This window comes from Bacillus halotolerans (assembly GCF_004006435.1).
GTDB classification, from domain to species: Bacteria; Bacillota; Bacilli; order Bacillales; family Bacillaceae; genus Bacillus; species Bacillus halotolerans.
In genome coordinates, this window is the sequence record NZ_CP029364.1 from 240,866 (window position 1) to 264,140 (window position 23,275).

20 protein-coding genes are annotated in these 23,275 nt (G+C 43.2%); all 20 read right to left on the reverse strand.

What is annotated here, in order from left to right; translation table 11 throughout:
• Window position 1 precedes the first annotated feature (1 nt).
• The 20 genes from dpaA to cdsA all read right to left on the reverse strand — a co-directional run bounded on the left by dpaA (window position 2) and on the right by cdsA (window position 23,273).
• A complete protein-coding gene (gene dpaA / locus DIC78_RS00995; RefSeq protein ID WP_024121438.1) occupies window positions 2-895 on the reverse strand; it encodes a dipicolinic acid synthetase subunit A in 894 nt (297 codons plus the stop codon).
• A gap of 191 nt (window positions 896-1,086) precedes the next feature.
• Window positions 1,087-1,344 (reverse strand): YlmC/YmxH family sporulation protein, encoded by a 258-nt coding sequence (locus DIC78_RS01000; protein WP_024121437.1) that lies wholly within the window; start codon window positions 1,342-1,344, stop codon window positions 1,087-1,089.
• A 78-nt stretch (window positions 1,345-1,422) separates the two neighbouring features.
• Window positions 1,423-2,652 carry a M16 family metallopeptidase gene (locus DIC78_RS01005; RefSeq protein WP_024121436.1) on the reverse strand — a complete coding sequence of 410 codons (1,230 nt, stop codon included), beginning with the start codon at window positions 2,650-2,652 and terminating at the stop codon, window positions 1,423-1,425.
• A gap of 38 nt (window positions 2,653-2,690) precedes the next feature.
• Window positions 2,691-3,650, reverse strand: coding sequence for a polysaccharide deacetylase family protein (locus DIC78_RS01010; protein WP_024121435.1), 960 nt, complete (start codon window positions 3,648-3,650; stop codon window positions 2,691-2,693).
• Between the two features lie 115 nt (window positions 3,651-3,765).
• Window positions 3,766-5,883: a polyribonucleotide nucleotidyltransferase gene (gene pnp / locus DIC78_RS01015; RefSeq protein WP_127695215.1), complete on the reverse strand. Its 2,118-nt coding sequence runs from the start codon at window positions 5,881-5,883 to the stop codon at window positions 3,766-3,768.
• A gap of 173 nt (window positions 5,884-6,056) precedes the next feature.
• Entirely contained in the window at window positions 6,057-6,326 is a 270-nt protein-coding gene (gene rpsO / locus DIC78_RS01020) for a 30S ribosomal protein S15 (protein ID WP_003154182.1), read from the reverse strand.
• Window positions 6,327-6,482: 156 nt separating this feature from the next.
• Window positions 6,483-7,433, reverse strand: a complete 951-nt coding sequence (ribF, locus tag DIC78_RS01025; protein WP_106020724.1) for a bifunctional riboflavin kinase/FAD synthetase — start codon at window positions 7,431-7,433, stop codon at window positions 6,483-6,485.
• Between the two features lie 18 nt (window positions 7,434-7,451).
• Window positions 7,452-8,381, reverse strand: a complete 930-nt coding sequence (gene truB, locus DIC78_RS01030; RefSeq protein WP_059335786.1) for a tRNA pseudouridine(55) synthase TruB — start codon at window positions 8,379-8,381, stop codon at window positions 7,452-7,454.
• Between the two features lie 84 nt (window positions 8,382-8,465).
• On the reverse strand, window positions 8,466-8,819 hold the full coding sequence (gene rbfA / locus DIC78_RS01035; protein WP_010334286.1) for a 30S ribosome-binding factor RbfA: 354 nt from the start codon (window positions 8,817-8,819) through the stop codon (window positions 8,466-8,468).
• A gap of 16 nt (window positions 8,820-8,835) precedes the next feature.
• Window positions 8,836-9,114: a DUF503 domain-containing protein gene (locus DIC78_RS01040; protein ID WP_003220950.1), complete on the reverse strand. Its 279-nt coding sequence runs from the start codon at window positions 9,112-9,114 to the stop codon at window positions 8,836-8,838.
• Window positions 9,111-11,261, reverse strand: coding sequence for a translation initiation factor IF-2 (gene infB / locus DIC78_RS01045; protein WP_024121430.1), 2,151 nt, complete (start codon window positions 11,259-11,261; stop codon window positions 9,111-9,113). Before infB ends, DIC78_RS01040 begins: the two co-directional genes overlap by 4 nt.
• A gap of 19 nt (window positions 11,262-11,280) precedes the next feature.
• A complete protein-coding gene (locus DIC78_RS01050) occupies window positions 11,281-11,583 on the reverse strand; it encodes a YlxQ family RNA-binding protein (RefSeq protein WP_101863326.1) in 303 nt (100 codons plus the stop codon).
• Between the two features lies 1 nt (window position 11,584).
• Window positions 11,585-11,860, reverse strand: coding sequence for an RNase P modulator RnpM (rulR, locus tag DIC78_RS01055; protein WP_010334283.1), 276 nt, complete (start codon window positions 11,858-11,860; stop codon window positions 11,585-11,587).
• A 13-nt stretch (window positions 11,861-11,873) separates the two neighbouring features.
• A complete protein-coding gene (gene nusA, locus DIC78_RS01060; RefSeq protein ID WP_095713844.1) occupies window positions 11,874-12,992 on the reverse strand; it encodes a transcription termination factor NusA in 1,119 nt (372 codons plus the stop codon).
• Window positions 12,993-13,025: 33 nt separating this feature from the next.
• A complete protein-coding gene (gene rimP, locus DIC78_RS01065; RefSeq protein ID WP_024121427.1) occupies window positions 13,026-13,496 on the reverse strand; it encodes a ribosome maturation factor RimP in 471 nt (156 codons plus the stop codon).
• Window positions 13,497-13,828: 332 nt separating this feature from the next.
• Window positions 13,829-18,142, reverse strand: a complete 4,314-nt coding sequence (locus DIC78_RS01070; RefSeq protein ID WP_127695217.1) for a PolC-type DNA polymerase III — start codon at window positions 18,140-18,142, stop codon at window positions 13,829-13,831.
• Window positions 18,143-18,249: 107 nt separating this feature from the next.
• Window positions 18,250-19,944, reverse strand: a complete 1,695-nt coding sequence (proS, locus tag DIC78_RS01075; RefSeq protein ID WP_127695219.1) for a proline--tRNA ligase — start codon at window positions 19,942-19,944, stop codon at window positions 18,250-18,252.
• A 32-nt stretch (window positions 19,945-19,976) separates the two neighbouring features.
• A complete protein-coding gene (gene rseP, locus DIC78_RS01080; protein WP_127695221.1) occupies window positions 19,977-21,245 on the reverse strand; it encodes an RIP metalloprotease RseP in 1,269 nt (422 codons plus the stop codon).
• 6 nt (window positions 21,246-21,251) lie between these two features.
• Window positions 21,252-22,403 carry a 1-deoxy-D-xylulose-5-phosphate reductoisomerase gene (dxr, locus tag DIC78_RS01085; protein WP_024121423.1) on the reverse strand — a complete coding sequence of 384 codons (1,152 nt, stop codon included), beginning with the start codon at window positions 22,401-22,403 and terminating at the stop codon, window positions 21,252-21,254.
• Window positions 22,404-22,463: 60 nt separating this feature from the next.
• Window positions 22,464-23,273: a phosphatidate cytidylyltransferase gene (gene cdsA / locus DIC78_RS01090; RefSeq protein WP_081638302.1), complete on the reverse strand. Its 810-nt coding sequence runs from the start codon at window positions 23,271-23,273 to the stop codon at window positions 22,464-22,466.
• Between the last annotated feature and the right edge of the window lie 2 nt (window positions 23,274-23,275).

Sequence of the window (23,275 nt, forward strand, 5' to 3'; positions counted from 1 at the left end):
CTTATTTCCCCTCCTCAGCATGTAGTTCAGCCAAAAGCTTGCTCAAGACATTGGCGAGGATCTGCCCTGCTGTTTTAGGAGCGACAATCCCCGGCAAACCAGGGGCAAGGAGTGCCTTAATCCCTTGTTTTTCAGCATATTTAAAATCGGTTCCGCCGGGACGTGAAGCCAGATCCAATATTAAGGTTTTCGGTGTCATGCGAGAAAGCACAGTTTGATTCAAAATCATGCTCGGTATGGTATTAATACAAATATCTATATCTTTGACATGCTCTTTGAGTTCATCAGTGTGAAACGGGACGAGCCCCATTTCGGTGATGCGTGCCAGATGCGCTGAACTTCTTGCCCCGACCTTTACATTCGCCCCAAGCGCGGCAAATGTACGGGCGATCGTCATTCCGGTGCGTCCCAGCCCGAGAACCGCCACCTGAGATCCGTGTATCGTATAATCTGTGTGCTGAATGGCCAGCATGATGGTTCCTTCTACTGTCGGAATAGAATTGTATATCGCAATGTCATCCCGCTCAAACAGCTTAACAAGTTTTCTGTTTGCTTGAGCTGCAATGTTTTCTAAATAGGCGTTAGAAATCCCTGAGAAAATGACACAGTGTGCAGGCGTTTGGTCAAGGTGCTCCTGTTTTAAAACAACTTCTTCATTTGAAAATACGGTTGATACGACACCTTCTCCTGTTGTCGCAGACACAGGAAGAATGATACTGTCTATTTGCTGATAAGGAATTTCATCAATGTTGCATTTTACAGCTCCGGTAAAACCGTGATCCAATTGGTCAAAACCGACGAGATAGATGTCAGTCTGCTGTTCAGTGAGCTTTCTAATAATTTCGAGCTGTCTTGCGTCACCGCCGATAACTGCAATTTTCAATCCGGTTAACATGTTAAACGTTCACCTTCTTTGTATATACTGGATCCCTAGCTGTTAAGCTCCCCTTCATCTTATGATCAAAAGGAAATAGCGGTGAATTAAAACATACGCTTTTTTCACACAAAAAAACATCGGCTGACTCAGCCGATGTTTGGATGTTTTCATGAAAGCCCATAACCTGCAGAGTTGGGCCTTTTCTATAGTTACTCTTGGTGAGGAGAAATTTCCTCAGGGACATCTAAAATGATCATATCTGATCCGATCTTTTGAATATGATCCCAGGGGACACGAATGTCTTGACCGTGTTTTCTCAAACCAAACCATTTGACTGTCGGAATGAGGAGCGCTGTGATCTGACCATCCTGTTCATTGATTTCTAAATCGGTCTGACCCAGTACTCCCAGCCGTTCAGCTCTTTTGATGTCGACAATTTCCTTCCCGGATAATTCACTGAGCCGCATCTCTGTCACCCCCTTGTACTATGTATGATCAAAAGGATAAAAAAATGCCTGCCCCGTTTCAGGGCAGGCATTTCGGATTTATGACGGCATATTGCCGGAAGGGCTGATAAGAGCCAGAGAATAGTCATTCGTAAACATTTGTCTGGCAAGACCGTTGACACGTTCTAAGTTTACAGCGTTTAATTCATTAATAATTTCGTCTAATGTTTTGTGTTTTCCGAGCAGCAGTTCATTTTTACCGTTTCGGCTCATTTTGCTGTTCGTGCTTTCTAAGCTCAGCATCAAGCTTCCCTTCATTTGCTCCTTGCTGTTTTCCAGCTCTTTCGGCGTTATGCCGTCGCGCTTTAATGTTGCAAGGGTTTCTTGAATGGTTTCTGACAGCTGCTGAAGCTGATTTGCACCTGTTCCGCCATAAATGGTGAGCATGCCGCTGTCCTCATATGAGCTGTGATAGCTGTAAACAGAATAAGCGAGCCCTTTATCTTCACGAACATCTTGGAACAGGCGGCTGCTCATGCTGCCTCCGAGCACATTATTAAGGACGATCAAATCATAAATTTTTTCATGACCGACTTCCAGCCCTTTAAATCCCAGACATAAATGGGCTTGTTCTGTTTCTTTTTTTCTTGTGAGTTTTTCTGTATGGAATCCGGGCTTCTGTAGACCTGTCGCTTTTCCTTTTGCCTCATATGATCCGAACCATTTTTCTACATCTTTTATAAAGCTTTCTGAAATATTACCCGCTACAGAAATAACGACACGGTCCGGCGTATAATAATCATGCATGTATTGTCTGAGAGAGTCGCCGTTAAAGGAATCAAGCGTTTCTTCTGTGCCTAGAATCGGATAGCCTAAAGAATGATTCCCGTACGTGGCTTTGCTCAGTAAATCATGGACAATATCATCGGGCGCGTCTTCATACATTTTTATTTCTTCGTAAACCACATTTTTTTCTTTTTTCAGCTCGTTTTCATCAAAAGTTGAATGAAAGAACATATCTGCTAATACGTCAAGTGCGTAATTCGCATGCTCATCAAGCACCTTTGCATAATAGCAGGTATATTCCTTTGAGGTAAACGCATTGACCTGACCGCCAATACGATCAAAAGATTCTGCTATCTCACGTGCAGATCTTGTGCTCGTCCCTTTGAAGAACATATGCTCCAAAAAGTGGGAAATCCCATTTATCTCCGGCGTTTCGTGCCGCGAGCCTGTACCAATCCAAACGCCGATCGCGACAGAACGGACTGTCGGGTTATTTTCAAGCACAACTCTTACACCATTTTGACACGTATATCGTTTAATCAAATTTGTTCCTCCTATTCAAAGACTAGCTGCCTGCCCTGTTACTTCAACAGTCTTGTTTCATCCATTAGTTCAGTGACTGTTCCAAGCGCATATCCTTTATCTTTTATCTTTGTAATCAGCGCTTCAAGACTTTCCGCCGTGGGATCGGTCGGATGCATTAAAATCATGGCACCATTATGTATCTTGCTTAACACCCGGGTTTGAAGTGCAGACGGAGCCGGTTTTTGCCAGTCGATTGTATCAACCGTCCACATCACCGTTCCCATATGTTTCTCAGCTGCAATGTCAACAACCGCTTTCCTGAAACTCCCGCTTGGCGGAGCGAACCATTTCGGCTTGACGCCGAGCGTTTTTTCTATTTGCTCATTCGTCTTGTCGAGCTGTTCGGAAATTCTTCCTGTAGTCAGTTTGCTCATATCCGGATGATTGTATGAATGATTTCCGATTTCATGTCCTTTTTCCGCAATCTTTTTAGCCAGCTGTTCATTGTTTTTCACCCAATTGCCTTCCAGAAAAAACGTAGCCTTCACGTTATGCTTTTGAAGGACAGGGAGCATTCTTTCCAAATATTCGTTTCCCCATGCCACATTAATTAAAAAAGCCACCATCGGTTTTTCCGGATTCCCTTTGTAAATAGGCTCTGGCTGAAGAGACTCAAGATGAACGCTTGGTTTTACTTGACTGTACACTAAATCGTTTTCCCGAAACTCACCGTGCTTTTTCATTTTTTTATATGATTTTTCAATATTGACCTTTAAACCATTGTAACCGGGAATGCTTTTCCACACCTTGTCTATTCTTGCATTCTGAGGCTTTACTTCATAATCTGGCGCCTTTTGAAGCAATTCTTCATATAGCGGGTCTTTGGACGCCGAGACGGTCACCGTATCTTGTTTCATTGCCCCTATATAATCAAGTGTGTGCGGATTTTTCATCATCTCGAAAGAAACAAAAAAAAGAAATAGAAAAACGGCAAACGGTACAAATTTTTTGTACATGTTCTGTCCCCCCTCACCTCACATTATGAAGGAGAAGGACAAGGTAGAACCCGCTTGCTTTTTAAAGCGTCAAAATAAAGAAGCCGGGTCTCCCAGGCTCCTTTTATGTTTTCATTTAAGATTTTTGTTCTTCTTTTTCTTTCTCTTCACGGAGCACAGCTTTACGAGACAAGTTGACCCGTCCTTGCTTATCGATTTCAGTAACCTTCACAAGAATCTCGTCTCCGATTTTGACAACATCTTCAACTTTTCCTACGCGCTCAAGCGCAAGCTCTGAAATGTGCACCAAACCGTCTTTTCCGCTGAAAATTTCAACGAAAGCGCCGAACTTTTCAATTCGTTTCACTTTACCTAAGTAAAGCTGGCCGACTTCAACCTCTCTGACGAGGTCTTCGATGATTTTCTTCGCTTTTTGGTTGCTGCTTTCAACTGTCGACGAAATAAAGATTGTGCCATCCTGCTCGATATCAATTTTAACACCGGTCTCTTCGATGATTTTATTGATTTGTTTTCCGCTAGGTCCGATGACATCGCGGATTTTATCAGGATTAATAGCCATTGTTAAAATCTTAGGCGCATATTGAGAAAGCTCTTTTCTTGATTCGCTTAATGTAGCAAGCATACTGTTGAGGATTTCCATTCTTCCTTTTTTCGCCTGCTGAAGCGCTTCTTCAAGAATCTCTCTGGAGAGGCCTTCAATTTTAATGTCCATTTGCAGCGCCGTTACGCCCTTTGCAGTTCCGGCAACTTTAAAGTCCATGTCTCCAAGCGCATCTTCCATGCCTTGAATATCAGTCAGAACAGTATAATGTTCGCCTGATTTGACAAGTCCCATTGCAATACCTGCGACTGGTGCTTTAATCGGTACACCGGCATCCATCATCGCAAGTGTGCTTGCACAGATACTTGCCTGAGAAGTAGAACCGTTTGATTCAAGCACTTCAGATACAAGACGGACAGTATAAGGGAAATCTTTTTCAGATGGAATAACAGGCTCAAGCGCACGCTCACCAAGAGCTCCATGTCCGATTTCACGGCGTCCCGGTCCGCGCATCGGTCCAGTTTCCCCGACGCTGAATTGCGGGAAGTTGTAATGATGCATAAACCGTTTCGATTCTTCGACACCTAAACCATCAAGGATTTGCACATCTCCGAGAGCACCTAACGTACAAACGCTGAGAGCCTGGGTCTGTCCTCTTGTGAACAATCCGGAACCGTGTGTTCTCGGCAAGAGGCCAACCTCAGAAGAAAGCGGGCGGATTTGATCGACTCCGCGGCCGTCAGGTCTTACTTTCTCTTCAGTAATAAGGCGGCGCACTTCATTTTTGACAAGCTTGGACAAAATCTGTTTGACTTGTTTGATTGTTTCCTCGTCATGCTCATCATCCTCGTATTTTGCCACAACTGTGTTTTTTACTTCATTAATGGCATCTTCGCGGGCATGCTTTTCATGAACCTGGATTGCTTTCAGCAGATCTTGCTCTGCTAAAGCCTTTACTTTTTCACTCAGCTCTTCATCAATTTCATAAAGCTTAATTTCTGATTTTTCTTTGCCGACAGCTGCAACAATTTCTTCTTGGAATGCAATCAGGCGTTTAATCTCATCATGGCCGAACATAATCGCTTCTAGCATCGTTTCCTCAGGAACTTCGTCTGCCCCTGCTTCCACCATGTTAATTGCATCTTTAGTTCCGGCAACGACAAGATTGATATCACTTTTCTCAAGCTGATCAACCGTCGGGTTAATAACAAATTGATTATCAATGCGTCCGACAGTTACCCCTGCAATCGGTCCTTCAAACGGGATGTCTGATACAGAAAGTGCAAGCGATGAACCGAACATAGCAGCCATTTCTGAAGAGCAGTCTTGATCAACACTCATGACGATGCTGATGACTTGAACTTCATTACGGAATCCATCGGCGAATAAAGGCCGGATCGGACGGTCGATTAAACGGCTCGCCAAAACAGCTTTTTCACTTGGACGTCCTTCTCTTTTAATAAACCCGCCAGGTATTTTACCTACCGCATACAATCTTTCCTCGTAGTTTACAGTAAGCGGGAAGAAATCAAGCGGTTTCGGTTCTTTTGAAGCGGTTGCTGTACTGAGTACTGCTGTATCGCCGTAGCGAACCATAACAGCACCATTTGCCTGTTTGGCAAGCTGGCCGGTTTCAACAGTAAGCGTTCTTCCGGCCCAATCTATGGTAAAGACATGTTTTTCTTGTCCCATACGATTACGAACTCCTCTCTTCGTTGTGTGAAATAATCAATTACTCCTATTATGAACGAAATGGATTGAACATATCAATGTCAAAGTAGTATGTAAAAGGATTTCAATGATTGATTATAAAAATTTTTCGCTTTTATACGATAAAAAAGCGGGAATCCTCCCGCTTTTTACGATTATCGACGTAAGCCTAGTTTGTTAATTAACTCACGGTAACGAGTTACGTCTTTATTACGCAGATACGTAAGAAGATTACGACGCTTACCTACCATTTTAAGAAGACCGCGACGTGAATGGTGGTCTTTCTTGTGAGTACGTAAATGCTCGTTCAAGTTGTTAATTGAATCAGTTAGGATAGCGATCTGAACTTCTGGAGATCCAGTATCAGATTCGTGTGTTTTAAACTCGCTGATGAGTTGGTTTTTACGCTCTTGAGTAATTGCCATCCTGTTTCACCTCCAAATAATATTTAGCCCCAGTTACCTAGCAACCGTCGGTGACTTCGGATTGCCAAGCAAAGGTTTTAAGACTACGAAAACTATCATACTAAAAATCGAGCCTATATGCAAATATTTTAGAATAAAATTTGTGTGCGCTGCATGTTATTTCCGCAAATTGCTGAAATAACGGATCGCTTGCTGCTTATCTTTCTCAATTTGCTCTGTTAATTCTTGAATGCCGTTGAACTTGCGCTCGCTCCGAATTCGTTTATACCATTCAATTTTTATAGCGGCTCCGTATACTTCTTGATCAAAATTAAATAAATTGACCTCAATTGAAGGCTGTTCCGGTCGTTTTTCATAAAACGTCGGCTTATAGCCGATATTGCAAACGCCGTTGTAAATCTCGCCGTTTATTTCCGCCTTGACGGCATATACACCGGTCGGCGGGACAATATAGCTGTTATTCAAGCCGATATTGGCCGTCGGAAACCCGATTGTCCGCCCTCTTTTATCTCCGTGAATGACAATTCCTTTAATAAAGTAGGGCTGTCCAAGCAAGACATTGGCCAGTTCAACGTCTCCGTTTTGAAGTGCAGTCCGAATATAGCTGGAGCTGATTTTTTTATCCTGCTCCGTCAATTTTTCCACCATTGTGCAATCAGCTTTTCCATCTAAATCAACCGGCATCGTTTCCATTGTTCCTTTGCCGTATTTTCCGTACGTAAAATCAAAGCCTGCCACTGCATGCTGCACATTAAGGCCTAAAATATACTGATCAACAAACTGCTTAGGAGTCAGAGAAGCAAACACTTCATTGAATTTAACGACATACAGTATCTCCGTGCCTAATTGTTCAATTTGGCTGATTTTATCTTCAAGAGGGGTAATCAGATCCTTTGGTTCCTGATCCCTGCCCAGCACATGGGAAGGATGGGGGTGAAAGGTCATCACAGCTAATGTCAGATTCTTTTCTTCAGCTGTCTGTTTAGCTGTGCCGATTACCTTTTGATGCCCTAAATGAACGCCGTCAAAATAACCTAACGCCATCACAGACTTTGGCTGCTCCTCTTTTATTAAATGATGCGGATGTGTAATATGTATCGTCTTCACAGAACGGTCACCTTTTTTCTATTGTTCGCTTTTTTGCATCAATACTTTTGCCGGCTTTAACAGCCCGTGTTTTGTAGGATGAGGGAAATAAATCGCCAGACAGCTTCCGGATTCCGTATAGACTGCGAGACGGTCGTCACTTGTCAGATCCGAGAATTGTTCTGGTGTTTCAAGCAAGGCCCCATTTTCTACTTTCTTAGCTAATGTATCACTTATGATCCATTTCGGCAAATGATTGAGCGCACGTTCAATAGAGACTGTATGGTCTGCTACAGTTCCGGACTCGGCTTGAGCTTCCAGCTCTTCAAACGTAAAGCATTCATCAAGAGAAAAGTCACCGGATGCCGTACGGATCAAATGAGACATATGAGCCGGATATCCGAGCTTTTCGCCAATCATAACCGCCAGTGTCCGCACATAGGTTCCTTTTGAACATGTTACTGTAAACCGGAAACTCGCTGTCTCTCCATTATGTTTAACCCCTGTAGTGAGCACAATATCTTCAATGGTAATAAGACGTTTTGGCCGTTCTACTTCAAGTCCCGCTCTTGCATATTCATATAATTTTTTGCCGTTTACCTTTACTGCGGAATACATCGGGGGAATCTGTTCTTGTTGTCCCTTTAAACTGTTTAAAACCTTTTCTACTTCTGCTTCATCAACAGCTTGATCTACTGGCTTTGTTTCAACGGTTTCTCCGGTTTGATCCTCTGTCGTCGTTGAAACACCAAGCGTAATTTCAGCATCATATGTTTTAGACTTCTCAGTTAAATATTCGACAATTTTTGTAGCCCGGCCCACACAAATCGGAAGCACACCTGATACCTCAGGATCAAGCGTTCCCGTATGTCCGACTTTTTTTGTTTTTAGCAGCTTCCGGATCTTCATGACACAATCATGTGATGTCATGCCGACCGGTTTATGTAAAAGGAGAACTCCGTTAACCATATGCCTTTCACTCCTTCTGTTGTGAGGATTTTCTTCAAAACGCAGAAAAGAGGACAGACGACGAACGCCTATCCTCTTCATTTGTTATTCAGACGGGTTCTCTGAATTCAATTGGTGAATCAATGTTTCGATTCGATTTCCGTAATCAATTGATTCATCGAACTCAAATTCAATTTCAGGCGTTTTACGAAGTCTGATGCGGCTGCCGATTTCAGAGCGAATAAACCCTTTCGCCTTAGCAAGCCCTTTCAGTGCTTCCTCCCGTTTTTTCTCGTCTCCGAGAACGGAAATATACACCTTTGCAATTTGTAAATCACCTGATACACGTACATCCGTTACTGTCAGAAAACCAATTCTCGGATCCTTCAGCTTTCGGCTGATAATATCACCGAGTTCTTTTTTCATTTGCTCGCCGACACGGTTTGCTCTCATACTCAATTCAATCACCTCTAAGTTAAAACCACTCTGTTCTAGTGATCGTCCGTTCAATTTCAGGAAAAGAGTCGATAAACGCAAGAACACGCTGCAACTCTTTTTCTGTCTGAACGCGAGAGGAAGAAACAGCGGCAATTCCAAAGCTGGTTCTTTGCCATGTGTCCTGATAGCCAATCTCCGAAATCGAAACATTGAACTTATTTTGAACCCTGGTTAAGATCCGCTTCAGAACGGCGCGCTTTTCTTTTAACGATCCTGCATCATAAATGATGCATTCACATTCCGCAAATCCGATCACGTTCTTTCAATTTCTTGCATGACATACGCTTCAAGGATGTCACCTTCACGAATGTCATTGTATTTCTTAATCGTTATACCACATTCGTAGCCTTGTGAAACTTCTTTCACATCGTCTTTAAAGCGTTTCAGAACGTCCACTTCACCTTCGAAGATTACGACGCCGTCACGAATTAAACGGAGGCCGCTGTCGCGCGTAATCGTTCCTTCAGTAACATATCCTCCGGCAATCGTACCGATTTTAGATACTTTAAATGTTTGGCGCACTTCTACTTGACCAATTACTTTTTCTTCATATTCAGGATCAAGCATACCTTTCATAGCTGCTTCAATCTCGTCGATTACTTTGTAAATAATACGGTGAAGACGAATATCTACGTTTTCAGCTTCAGCCGTACTCTTAGCATTACCGTCCGGTCTCACATTAAACCCGATAACAATTGCATTGGAAGCAGATGCTAAAATAATGTCAGATTCTGTGATTGCACCAACGCCTGTGTGGATGATTTTCACTTTAACGCCTTCAACTTCAATTTTTTGAAGTGCGGCTGTTAAAGCTTCGGCAGATCCTTGAACGTCAGCTTTTACGATGAGGTTGATGTCTTTTACATCACCTTGTTTAATTTGCTCGAATAAGTCGTCAAGACTCAGCTTTGCTTTATCGCTGCGCTGCTCTTCAAGCTGTTTGGAAGCACGGGCTTCTCCAACAGAACGAGCTGTTTTTTCATCTTTAAAGACAAGGAATTGATCTCCCGCTTGAGGCACGTCATTTAGACCGGTAATTTCAACCGGAGTAGACGGTCCCGCTGTTTTCACACGGCGACCAATGTCATTGACCATTGCACGGACACGGCCAAATGTATTGCCGACTACAATCGGATCACCGACATGCAGTGTTCCAGTCTGTACGAGCAATGTCGCAACTGACCCTCTGCCTTTATCAAGTTCCGCTTCAATAACAGTTCCTTTTGCCTGGCGGTTCGGGTTCGCTTTCAGTTCCTCTACCTCACTGACAAGCAAGATCATTTCAACGAGTTCATCAATGCCTTTTCCAGTTAAAGCGGAAAGCGGAACAAAAATCGTTTCTCCGCCCCAAGCTTCAGGCACAAGTCCGTATTCTGTCAGTTCTTGCATCACACGGTCAGGGTTTGCAGCTTCTTTATCAACTTTATTCACAGCAACGATGATCGGTACTTCTGCCGCTTTCGCGTGGTTGATCGCCTCTACTGTTTGCGGCATTACACCGTCATCCGCAGCTACAACCAGGATCGTAATATCGGTTACTTCCGCACCGCGTGCACGCATTGTTGTAAATGCGGCGTGACCCGGGGTATCCAAGAAAGTGATTTTCTTGCCGTTTTCTTCGATTTGGTAGGCTCCGATATGCTGAGTGATTCCGCCAGCTTCTCCTTCAACAACCTTTGTTTTACGGATGCTGTCAAGAAGCGTTGTTTTCCCATGGTCAACGTGACCCATGATTGTAACGACAGGAGGACGAATTTCAAGATCCTCTTCTTTGTCAGGCTCTTCGTATTTCTCTAATTCAGTTTCTTCAAGGACAATAACTTCTTCAGTTTCAACACCGTATTCTGATGCAATCAGTTCGATTGTGTCTTTATCGAGCTCTTGGTTAATGGTTGCCATAACACCAAGAAGCATCAGTTTTTTGATGAGTTCAGAAGGCTCTTTGCCAAGCTCTTCGGCCAGTGCGCCGACTGTTAAAGTGCCTGAGAACGTAATTTTTTCAGGAAGCTCTTTTTTCGGCTTCACAGGCTTTTGCTGATGTTGGTTTCTGTTGTTGTTATTGTTGCGTTTATTTTTTTTGTTGTTGTTATTCTTCTTGTTTTTGTTAAATTGATTATTCTGCACGTCATTCTTCTTTCCGTCTCGAATTTTATTTGGTTGATTTCCAGCAGACTGCTGATTTACCCCTTGCGGCTGTTTGTTTTTGTTCGTTTCCGCAGGCTTTTGAGATTTAACGGCTGCGCCGCCTTTTTTAAATTTGGCATCAAGCTGTTTAATGGCCTTTTCTTCAAGCATGGCCATATGATTATTCACTTCTAAATCCATGTTCTTCAGTGCGGTCAAAATTTCCTTACTTGAAACATTTAACGCTTTTGCATATTCGTATACTCTCATTTTAGCCATTCGTTCACCCCCAAAAATATTAATCGAGCAAGCTGATCAGCTTATTCGCAAAACCTTGGTCAGTGACGGCGACAACGACACGGGATTCTTTACCGATAGAGTGTCCAAGAATCGCGCGATCCGCGACTTTTTTATAAGGAACTTTATAATAATTGCACTTGTCGGTTACTTTCTTTGCTGTGTTAGATGATGCATCCTCTGTAAGCAGGACAAGCTTCGCACGCGCATTCCTGATTTCTTTAATAACCAAGTCCTCGCCTGACACGACCTTACGAGCTCGATTGGCCAGACCCAGCAAGGGAAACCATTCCATTCCAGACATTTTATTTTTTCACCTTTTCCGCCAGTTCCAGCAATTCTTCGAAAATCTGGTCATCGATTTGTGATTGAAATTGATTTTGCAAAGTGTTTTTCTTTTTTGCTGCTAAGATGCACTCTTTATCCAGCGTTAAATAAGCACCCCGCCCGTTCTTTTTCCCGGTCGGATCTACTGAGATTTCGCCTTCTTTTGAACGTACAACTCGGATTAGTTCCTTTTTAGGCTTCATTTCTCCAGTCACTACACACTTGCGTAACGGGATCTTTTTGTGTTTATTCACCTAAGGTCACCTCTTATTCATCCGATTCAGCAATTTCAGGCTCCGTAAAGAGCGGCTCTTCGTCGTCTTCTTCAAGTTCTCTCGGATAGATTCCAAGCTCTCTTGCGTCTGTTTCGCTCTTAATATCAATCTTCCAGCCTGTCAATTTAGCAGCTAAGCGTGCGTTTTGCCCTCTTTTGCCAATCGCCAGAGACAGCTGGTAATCAGGAACAATAACAGTTGTCGCTTTTTCTTCTTCATTCACGATGACATCCAGCACTTTCGAAGGGCTGAGCGCATTCGCGACAAATTCTACAGGATCATTCGACCAGTTGACAATGTCAATTTTTTCACCTTTTAATTCATTGACAATCGCCTGTACACGCTGGCCTTTAGGACCGACGCAAGAGCCCACCGGATCCACATCAGGATCATCAGTGCGAACAGAAATTTTCGAACGGTCGCCTGCTTCTCTGGCAACAGATTTCAGCTCTACAGTTCCATCATAAATTTCCGGCACTTCGATTTCAAATAAACGCTTCAAGAGGCCTGGGTGTGTTCTTGACACATAAATCTGCGGGCCTTTCGTCGTTTTTTCTACTTTTGTGATATACACCTTAATGCGGTCATGAGGCTTATAGCTTTCATTCGGCATTTGTTCATTAACCGGCAGCAAGGCTTCAATTTTGCCCAAAGACACATAGATAAATTTATTGTCCAGGCGCTGGACGATACCAGTCATGATGTCTTCTTCACGGTCAATAAACTCAGAATAGATCACACCGCGTTCAGCTTCGCGCACACGCTGTGTCACGACCTGCTTCGCTGTTTGGGCCGCAATGCGTCCGAAATCCTTAGGCGTTACTTCAATCTCTACAACATCGCCTACCATATATTCCGGGTGGATGCTTTGCGCCTCTTCGATTGAGATCTCCAGTCTTTGATCGTATACCTCATCAACGACATCTTTTCTTGCGAATACACGGATTGTACCTGTTTCACGGTTCAAATCCACCCGTACATTCTGCGCCTGATTAAAATTTCGCTTATAAGCAGAAATTAAAGCAGCTTCGATTGCTTCAATGATAATTTCTTTGCTGATGCCTTTTTCTTTTTCAAGAATGGTGAGAGCATCTAATAATTCACTGCTCATGTTAACGGTCTCCCCCCTTAAAACTTGTATTCATTAGAATGTTACAGCTAATCTTGCGTTAGCTATTTTTTCATACGGAATATCGATCCGTTTCTTTCTTGTTTTGATTGTCATCTCAACTGTCACTGTTTGTCCATCGAATTCAGCCAGCTGTCCTTCAAACACTTTTACGCCGTCAATCGGCTCATAGGTCTTAATGTATACATTTTTCCCAAGTGATTTTTCGAAATCGGCTTTTTTCTTTAATGGACGCTCAGCTCCCGGGGATGAAACCTCAAGAAAGTAATTTTGGCTGATTGGGTCTGCCTCATCAAGCTTCTCGCTTAGAGCTTCGCTTACTTTGGCACATTCCTCAATATCCACACCGTCATCGGAATCAATAAACACGCGAAGGAACCAGCTTTGACCCTCTTTGACAAATTCAATGTCAACGAGTTCGAGCTGAAGGCTGTCTACGATTGGCTGAGCCATTTCTTGAACGGTGTCAGTCACTTTTTTGCTCATGTTCTTCCTCCTTGTGCTGTCGATATCATATTCGTCTCGTCACTCTGCATAAAAACCCTGCTTCAAAAGAGCAGGGGCTTTAAAGTAAACGATGAACATGTCGAGACAAAATTGTCTTGTTCAATACAAAAGAGCGGGTTTCCCCACTCTTTGCCTCGGTAATCGTTAGCATTTCCAATAAAACTATACCATAACCATATTTTTATTGCAAATGGATATACGTTACCTTTACGCTGTTAAGCTGATCACAGGGGCTCTACTCATACGATTGCACTTTTGCCGCTCATGTATGCATAAAAGCCGAATTTCTTAAGAAATTCGGCTTTTATATGCTAAAACAGCGATAATTGGTTTTGATCCGGCAATGACTCCAAACAGCCGTGACGATCTAAATACTCTAAAATCGTTTTTGATACTTTCCCTCTCTTTTGCAAATCTTCTTTTGAGAGAAATTCTCCTTCTTCACGGGCCTTTACAATATTTAGAGCGGCGTTCGTACCTAATCCAGGAATAGAATTAAACGGCGGGATCAGGCTGTTGCCGTCAATAATAAATTCCGTTGCGCTGGAGCGGTATAAATCGACTTTTTGGAATGAATAGCCTCTTTCACACATTTCCAGCGCTAATTCTAATACTGTGAGAAGGTTTTTTTCCTTCGGCGACGCATCAAGCCCTTTGGAGTTGATATCCTCCATTACGGCTTTGATTGCTGTGGAGCCTTTGATCATTGTATCAATATCAAAGTCGTCTGCACGAACCGTAAAATAAGCCGCATAATACAGAAGCGCGTGATGCACTTTAAAGTAAGCTATACGGACCGCCATTAATACATAAGCCGCGGCGTGGGCTTTCGGGAACATGTATTTAATCTTTTTGCAGGAATCGATATACCAGTCTGGGACATTGTTATTTTTCATTTCTTCTTCCCATTCAGGCGTTAAACCTTTTCCTTTACGGACAAATTCCATAATTTTAAACGCCAGTGACGGCTCGAGCCCTTGATAGATTAAATAAACCATAATGTCATCACGGCAGCCGATCACCTCACTCAGCTCACAAATATTATTGTGAATGAGCTCTTGCGCATTGCCGAGCCATACATCTGTTCCGTGAGACAGCCCTGAAATCTGAACGAGCTCAGAAAACGTTGTCGGCTTTGTGTCTTCAAGCATTTGCCGGACAAAGCGGGTTCCGAATTCAGGAATTCCCAGAGTGCCCGTTTTACATCCAATCTGTTCCTGTGTGACACCGAGTGATTCGGTTCCTTGGAAGATTTTCATTACTTCAGGGTCATCTGTCGGAATCGTTTTCGGATCAATTCCGCTTAAATCTTGAAGCATACGGATTACCGTCGGGTCATCGTGCCCCAGAATATCAAGCTTCAGCAGGTTGTCATGAATGGAATGGAAGTCAAAATGAGTCGTTTTCCATTCAGAACCTGTCGCATCTGCCGGAAACTGAATCGGAGAGAAATCATAAATATCCATATAATCCGGAACTACGATAATACCGCCAGGGTGCTGTCCGGTCGTCCGTTTTACACCTGTACAGCCTTGCACAAGCCGGTCGATTTCGGCGCCGCGCATATGGAGATTATTGTCGCCGGCATAGCCTTTTACGTAACCGTAGGCTGTTTTTTCTGCAACCGTGCCGATCGTTCCCGCACGATATACGTTGTCTTCTCCGAACAATACTTTTGTATAATTGTGGGCCTGCGGCTGATATTCCCCTGAGAAGTTCAAATCGATATCAGGTACTTTATCCCCTTTAAATCCCAAGAACGTTTCAAACGGAATATCGTGCCCGTCTTTTTTCAAAGGCGTTCCGCAATGAGGACACATTTTGTCAGGCAGGTCAAAACCTGAACCGACAGATCCGTCATTAAAGAACTCAGAATGCTGGCATTCAGCACATATATAGTGCGGTGGCAGCGGGTTCACCTCTGTGATCTCAGTAAGTGTCGCAACTAATGAAGAACCTACCGATCCCCGTGACCCTACCAGATACCCGTCATCGAGAGATCTCTTTACGAGTTTATGAGAGATCAAATAAATAACAGCAAAGCCGTGGCCGATGATACTTTTCAGTTCTTTTTCAATACGCGCTTCAACGATTTCAGGGAGCTGCTCTCCGTAAATGCTTCGTGCACGCTGATAGCTCATTTCCCTGATCTCTTCATCAGCGCCTTCGATTTTCGGCGTATATAAATCATCTTTAATCGGCTTGATGTCTTCAATTAAAGACGCAACCTTTTGTGTGTTGGTGACAACGATTTCCTTCGCTTTTTCTTCTCCTAAGAAGGAAAAGGCTTCAAGCATTTCATCTGTCGTTCTGAAATGCACTTTCGGGAGTTCGTGTCTGTTCAGCGGATTCGCGCCGCCCTGAGAGGATACTAAAATCTTTCTGTAAATTTTGTCCTCATCATTCAAATAATGAACATTTCCTGTTGCGACAACAGGTTTATTAAGCTTTTCACCGAGTTTGGTGATATTCGTAATGATTTCTTTCAGCGATTTTTCATCGCGAACCAGTTCTAGCTCAAGCAAGTGGCGGTACACCTCAGGCGGTTGAACCTCGAGATAATCGTAGAATGACGCAACATCCTCCACCTCTTCCGGCGACTTTTGCATCATGCCTTCAAAAACCTCTCCTCTGTCGCAAGCTGAACCGATCAGAAGGCCTTCCCTGTATTTCTCAAGCTGAGATCTTGGAATACGCGGCACTCTGTAAAAATAATGAATATGGGAAAGTGAAACGAGCTTAAATAAGTTTTTCAAGCCTGTGCTGTTCACCGCCAGCACTGTTGCATGATACGGTCTTGACCTTTGATAAGCGTTGGACTGACCCATATTTTCATTCAGCTGGTCATGATACTGAATGCCCTTTTCAGCAGCATCCTCCAGCATTTTCAAAAGCAAATAAGCGGTTGCCTCGGTATCGTAGATCGCGCGGTGGTGCTGTGTAAGTTCAATGTTAAACTTTTTACACAGCGTGTTCAGCCGGTGATTCTTAAATTCCGGATAAAGAAAACGGCCGAGCTCCAGTGTATCAATGACAGGATTTTTTGCTTTTTCAACTTGGAGAAGCTTTTTGAAAGCAACGTTTAAAAATCCCATATCGAAGCTTGCATTATGGGCGACGAGAATATCATCGCCAATCCATTCTCTGAAATCTCTTATCACGTCTATTACATCCGGCGCGTCGACCAGCATATCATCAGTGATGCCTGTCAGTTCAATGATTGTCGCCGAAAGCGGACGATGCGGGTTGGCAAATGACTCAAACTTATCAATGATCTCCCCGCCTTTCACTTTTACAGCCGCCAGTTCAATAATCGTATCATACACAGCGGAAAGTCCGGTTGTTTCGACGTCAAAAACGACATATGTTTCTTCATCAAGCAAACGGTGTGCGGGATTATAAGCAATCGGCACCCCGTCATCCACGATATTTGCTTCCATTCCGTAAATCATTTTAATTCCATGTTTTTGGGCAGCAGAATACGCATCTGGGAAGGATTGAACGACAGCATGGTCAGTCAAAGCGATCGCCTCATGCCCCCATTTTTTCGCCTGTTCAACAAGCTTTCCGATGCCTGTTACAGCATCCATTTGGCTCATTGGGGAATGCAGATGCAATTCTACCCTTTTTTCTCCTTCAGGCGCCGTGTCTTCACGGTTTTTTGCTTTTATCTCATTTACATCGTTTGCAATCATGACCAGATCTCGGACAAAGGTGTCGTTTTGAATGCTTCCGCGCGCTTTTACCCACATGCCCTTTTTCAGAGACTTCATCAAGGCCGCATCTTCTTTTTCTCTTGCAAACATTTTAATTAAGATACTATTTGTGTAGTCAGTAATTTTGAAGATGCACAGCGTGCGCCCGCTTTTCAGTTCTCTGGTTTCCACATCAAACACATAGCCCTGAACCGTAATTCTCCGTTCCTCGTCCATTATGCTGTCAAGTGTTCTGATTTCCTCGTTATCTTTAATTTGATAGCCGATAACAAGAGGCCCTGAAGGAGCTTGATCTTCATCACTTTCTTTATCTTTCTTCTCCATTTCAATTAAAGCCTGCATCGCCCGTTCTTGATCTTCAGCTAGCTTTTGTTCCCGAAACTTTTGCACTTCTTGATCAGATACAAATATTTCAGCATCAAGCTGAAAATCTGGAAACCCAAATTGACGGTATCCCGCTTGAATCATCGCACTGTATTTGTTCTTAAGAGCAGATGCTTCTGTATCCGTTTTTGTTTTGACAATCAGTTTGTTGCCCTTCAGCTTTGGTTTTTGCTGGCTTAAGAGACTGATAATCGGCGGTGAAATGCCTTGCAGCTCTTCAATGCAGCGTGTCCAGTAATCCTGCACGAGGCCTTCATCAACCTCGGCATCATGCACTTCGATTGAAGACGTCACTTTTGCAATATGGGCAAACGATTGCGTCAGCCTCATGGTTAACATGTCATATATTTGATAAGGCAGCAAAGATTTAAATTTAAAATGAAAATGCCAAGATTTAGATACTTTGTGTATCGTCAGCTTTTTAATCTCGCCATCTTCAAAGTATGTCATGAAGGTATCATCTGTCATATTAATCTGCTGCAGAAGAATTTGAAACTGCCTTCTGTTTACTGATAACTGTTCCATTAAGACAGTATCCCCCCTAAAAACATCATAAGTGAAGGTACCTCAGGCAATGAGGTACCTTCTATTATTTCTATTTTAACATGTTTTTTGATAAATCGTTATGGTGTTTACTGCTTGCTGATAAAAGCAGATAACTCATCAACAGAAACTTCTGTTGACTCACCTGTTTTGCGGATTTTAACTTCCACAATTCCTTCATCAGCCCGTTTGCCGACAGTAATACGGATTGGAAGACCGATTAGATCCGAGTCAGCAAATTTTACGCCGGCGCGTTCCGCACGATCGTCATACAGCACTTCATAGCCTTTCGCCTTTAAATCAGCGTACAGCTTTTCAGCCAATTCTTTTTGCGCATCGTTTTTGATATTCAGTGCAAGAATATGAAGATCATACGGCGCGACGCTTTTTGGCCATATTAAGCCTTTTTCGTCGTGATGCTGTTCAGCAATAGCAGAAAGGGTTCTGGAAACACCGATTCCGTAACATCCCATCAGCATTGGCTGTGCTCGTCCGTTTTCATCTAAATATGTCGCATTCATCGCTTCAGAATAACGAGTTCCAAGCTTAAAGACTTGTCCGACTTCGATTCCTTCTGCAAAACGGATCGTGCCTTTGCCGTCTGGTGACGGGTCGCCTTCCTTAATAAAGCGAAGATCGGCAAATTCTTTAATTTGCGCATCACGGGTTACGTTGACATTTTTATAATGATAATCTCCTTCATTCGCACCGGCAACAGCATTAACCATTGCTTTAACAGCGAAATCTGCATAGACGTCAATCTCTTGATTCAAACCGATAGGTCCGACAAAACCAGGCTCTGTTCCAAGCTGCTGAACGACCTCTTCATGAGAAGCAAGTTCCATAACCTCTGCATGCAGGAGATTCTTCACTTTAATATCATTCACTTCGTGATCCCCTCTTACAAGCACCAGAACAAAACGGTCATCCGCTTTAAACAATACCGATTTAATGCAGGCTTCAGCTGAAACCTGTAAAAATGCAGTCAGCTCATCGATCGTTTTCACATTAGGAGTGTGCACTTTTTCTAAAGCGATAGGCTCTTCATTTGAAGTGACTTCCTGATAAAGAACTTCAGCCATTTCGATATTGGCTGCATATTGTGATTCATCAGAGTACGCAATGGTATCCTCTCCGATTTCAGAAAGTGCCATAAATTCATGTGTATCTTTTCCACCCATGGCACCTGAGTCAGCGATAACAGGTCTTACATTAATGCCGCAGCGGGCGAAAACATTAGAATACGCATTGTACATTTTTTGATATGTTTCATCCAAGCTCTCTTCAGAAGCATGGAAAGAATAAGCATCCTTCATAATGAATTCGCGGCCTCTTAATAAACCGAAGCGCGGGCGTTTTTCATCCCTGAATTTAGACTGGATTTGGTACAGAGTCAGAGGGAGACGCTTATAGGATTTAACCTCATCGCGAACGAGTGAAGTGATCACTTCTTCATGCGTTGCCCCTAAAGCAAATTCACGGCCGTGACGGTCTTGAAGTCTCATCAGTTCAGGACCGTACGTATACCATCTGCCTGATTCCTGCCATGTCTCAGCCTGCTGCAGCGCGGGCATAAGCATTTCTACAGCGTCGATTTTTTCCATTTCCTCACGGACGATCTGCTGAATGTTTTGAATAACCTTATACGCAAGAGGCATATAGCTGTATACCCCGCTCGTATTCTGTCTGATAAATCCTGCTCTTAGAAGAAGCTGATGACTTTTCGCTTCGGCATCAGCTGGAACTTCACGGAGCGTAGGAATAAGCGTCAAGCTTTGTCTCATTTCTTCGCACCTCTGATTGATTTACTTTTCATTTACAAAAACAGCCGCTGGATATCGTTCCATGTAACGACCAGCATAAGAAGCATTAGGAAAGCGACTCCGATAAACACCACAAAGGCTTCTTTTTCTCTGTTGATCGGTTTGCCCCGAATGGCTTCTATAAATAGAAACAACAGTCTTCCGCCGTCAAGAGCCGGAATCGGAAGCAGGTTGACGATACCAAGGTTAATACTTAAAAATGCAGCAAACTGGAATAAATTAATGATTCCCGTTTTTGCCACTTGGTCTGTCATATCGTATATGCCGACAGGACCTGAAAGCATATCAATTTTAAATTGTCCTGTCACTAATTTACTGAGATTTGTTAATATCGCTTTTGTAACATCAACAGTTGATGTTGCACTATAAGCAACTGCTGAGAGAACGCCTTTCTCAGTAGGCGCGTAAGAACCAAAGCGGCCGATTGTTTTTTTGTTCTCATCTTTAACGGCTTCCGGAGTAACTGAAATGTGGAGCGTTTTGTTATCTCTTTTTACCTCAACGTCAATTTCTTTTTCCGGGTTTTCTTTTACCGCAGAGACAATGTCGGTCCAGGACCTCATCTTCTCTCCGTTAATGCTTTGAATGTAATCTCCTTCTTTTAGCCCTGCTTCGGCTGCCCGTCCGTTGTCTGTCAGTTGTCCAAGCATAGGCTCATTTGACGGAACACCCTGAATCAGCCCAAGCATCACTAAAATGACATAAGCCAATATGAAATTCATAATCGGACCTGCGGCAATCGCCTTAATTCGCTGCCACACAGGTTTGGAACCAAACTGGCGGTTATACGGCGCGATCTGAACTTCTTCTCCGTCTACAATGAAAAAGGAGGTTTCACTCACACTAAAGCTGGAAAGCTCATCCTCTTTCCCCTGTTCATAGCCGGTGATCTTCATGTCATGCTCTAGGTCCGCCGTTTCCACCTCGATAATTAAAGCATCCGGGTATTTTTCCTTTTGATTGATGATGACTTTTTCAACCTGATCCTCTTTGTTAAAAAGAAGCCCGATCGTGTAGCCAGGTTTCACCTCAATCATTTCCGGATCTTCGCCGGCCATGCGGACAAATCCGCCGACCGGGAGAAGTCTGATCGTATACACCGTTTCATTTTTTTTGAATGAAAAGATTTTTGGACCAAAACCGATCGCAAATTCACGGCACAAAATTCCCGCTCTTTGGGCTAACAACAAATGGCCCAGTTCATGGAAGAAAACGAGCGTTCCGAAAATAATGATAAACGCTATAACTGTATTCACGAACATACCACCTTATGTGAGTATTGAATTGACGTATCCCCGGGTATCTTTGTCCACTTCCTGAATGTCTGCCAAGCTAGGCTTTTGAATAAGCTGATGGCGGTTTAATGCCTTTTCGATACAGTCTTCAATCGCTAAAAACGATATCTTGCCCGCTAAAAAGGCGGCGACAGCCACTTCATTTGCCGCGTTTAGCACAGTCGGCATTGTTCCCCCTATTTTACCTGATTCAAAGGCAAATTGTAAGCAGCGGAACCTGTCAAAGTCAGCTTTCTCAAAATGAAGACTGCCGATTTCCCACAGCTCGAGCCTTTTGGCGTCTGGCAATGGCAATCGGTCGGGATAGGTGAGCGCATATTGAATCGGAACCCTCATATCAGGAGTGCCGAGCTGTGCAATCACACTTTTGTCATGAAACTCTACCATGGAATGGATGATGCTCTCCTTATGTAAGACCACATCGATTTGTTCGTATGGAATATCGAAAAGCCAATGCGCCTCAATCACCTCTAATCCCTTATTCATCATTGTAGCCGAATCAATCGTAATTTTTGCACCCATTGACCAATTCGGGTGCTGTAATGCATCTTCAATTGTAACTGATTCGAGCTGCTCCCGCGTCTTGTCCCGAAAACTTCCGCCGGACGCCGTAATGATAAGGCGATCAATGTTTTTAGCCTGTTCGCCTTGTAGGGCTTGAAAAATGGCTGAATGCTCACTGTCAACGGGCAGCAGCGGAACATTGTATTTCTTAGCATGTTCTTTCACTATATGCCCGGCAGTGACAAGAGTTTCCTTATTTGCAAGCGCAATTGTTTTTTTCTGTTCGATCGCCTTTAACGTAGGGATGAGACCGACACTTCCAAGCAAGGCATTGACAACAATATCGACTTCCTCCATAACTGCCGCTTCAATCAGGCCTTCTTCTCCAAGCCCGATCTGGCAATCAAATGAAAAAGAAACTTGTTTTAATTTGTGATATGTATCCAGATCACCGACAGATACAAACTTCGGCTGAAAGGCCTCTATCATCGGCACGGCCTTATCAATATTTTTGCCGAACGACATAGATACCAGCTGAAATTGGTCTTGGTGCGTACGCAATACGTCAAGAGTCTGTTCGCCGATTGATCCTGTTGCTCCTAAAAGACAAATATTTTTCAAAGTGCCACTACTCCTATTCTTTTTGCTGCATATTCAACCTCATATTCATATTAGACTTTTTTATGAAAAAAGGGCAAGCAGAAAGTACAAGAAAGGCATGACAAACAAAAAACTGTCAAAACGGTCTAGGACACCGCCATGCCCGGGAAGGATCTTCCCAGAATCCTTTACATCGTAATGTCTTTTCAGAGCGGATTCTACTAAATCCCCAATCTGTCCGAAAACAGACAAAAACAGTGTGATCAAAAGCAGATAGAAGTATGGGATCGGCAGGTTTGCGACAAGCTGAAAAATCGTCGAAAGTACAAGTGCAATGACGATTCCGCCTACAAATCCCTCAACTGTTTTATTAGGGCTGATTTCAGGCCACAATTTTCGTTTCCCAAGCGATTTCCCGACAAAATATGCACCGGAATCAGTCGACCAAATCACGACACAGGCATAAAAAATGTATGTCAGCCCGTGCTGATCAAGGTTTCTGATTTCAATAAAATAATGAAAACACATTCCGATGTAAATCGTTGCAAGGGTAATAAAGCCGACTTCATCAAAGGTAAAAGTGTTCTTCACCAATACTGTGTACGTCAGTAAAATCAGTACTGCGAACAAAGCCGTTTCAATTTTCGAGATACCATTCGCTTCAAAAAAAGAATACTGGCTTGGCATTAAGAACATCCATAACAATAAAAGACTGATCAATCCAGGCAGTGAAACAAGCTTAAGTTTTTTCATCCGCAAAAGCTCAAAAAGTGCTACACTGCCCATTGCATAAACTAATATGGTGAACGGCAAATTCCCGACAATAACTAAAAATAAAAATACAATTGCTGCCAGAACACCTGTCAAAATTCTTTGTTTCATGTCCACCATCC

Bases quoted from the DNA above. Each gene is read 5' to 3' on its own strand.
- dpaA (WP_024121438.1), bottom strand. From the start codon at position 895: ATGTTAACCGGATTGAAAATTGCAGTTATCGGCGGTGACGCAAGACAG.
- DIC78_RS01000 (WP_024121437.1), bottom strand. From the start codon at position 1,344: ATGCGGCTCAGTGAATTATCCGGGAAGGAAATTGTCGACATCAAAAGA.
- DIC78_RS01010 (WP_024121435.1), bottom strand. From the start codon at position 3,650: ATGTACAAAAAATTTGTACCGTTTGCCGTTTTTCTATTTCTTTTTTTT.
- pnp (WP_127695215.1), bottom strand. From the start codon at position 5,883: ATGGGACAAGAAAAACATGTCTTTACCATAGATTGGGCCGGAAGAACG.
- rpsO (WP_003154182.1), bottom strand. From the start codon at position 6,326: ATGGCAATTACTCAAGAGCGTAAAAACCAACTCATCAGCGAGTTTAAA.
- truB (WP_059335786.1), bottom strand. From the start codon at position 8,381: ATGGTTAACGGAGTTCTCCTTTTACATAAACCGGTCGGCATGACATCA.
- infB (WP_024121430.1), bottom strand. From the start codon at position 11,261: ATGGCTAAAATGAGAGTATACGAATATGCAAAAGCGTTAAATGTTTCA.
- DIC78_RS01050 (WP_101863326.1), bottom strand. From the start codon at position 11,583: ATGTCTGGAATGGAATGGTTTCCCTTGCTGGGTCTGGCCAATCGAGCT.
- nusA (WP_095713844.1), bottom strand. From the start codon at position 12,992: ATGAGCAGTGAATTATTAGATGCTCTCACCATTCTTGAAAAAGAAAAA.
- rimP (WP_024121427.1), bottom strand. From the start codon at position 13,496: ATGAGCAAAAAAGTGACTGACACCGTTCAAGAAATGGCTCAGCCAATC.
- DIC78_RS01070 (WP_127695217.1), bottom strand. From the start codon at position 18,142: ATGGAACAGTTATCAGTAAACAGAAGGCAGTTTCAAATTCTTCTGCAG.
- proS (WP_127695219.1), bottom strand. From the start codon at position 19,944: ATGAGACAAAGCTTGACGCTTATTCCTACGCTCCGTGAAGTTCCAGCT.
- rseP (WP_127695221.1), bottom strand. From the start codon at position 21,245: ATGTTCGTGAATACAGTTATAGCGTTTATCATTATTTTCGGAACGCTC.
- cdsA (WP_081638302.1), bottom strand. From the start codon at position 23,273: ATGGTGGACATGAAACAAAGAATTTTGACAGGTGTTCTGGCAGCAATT.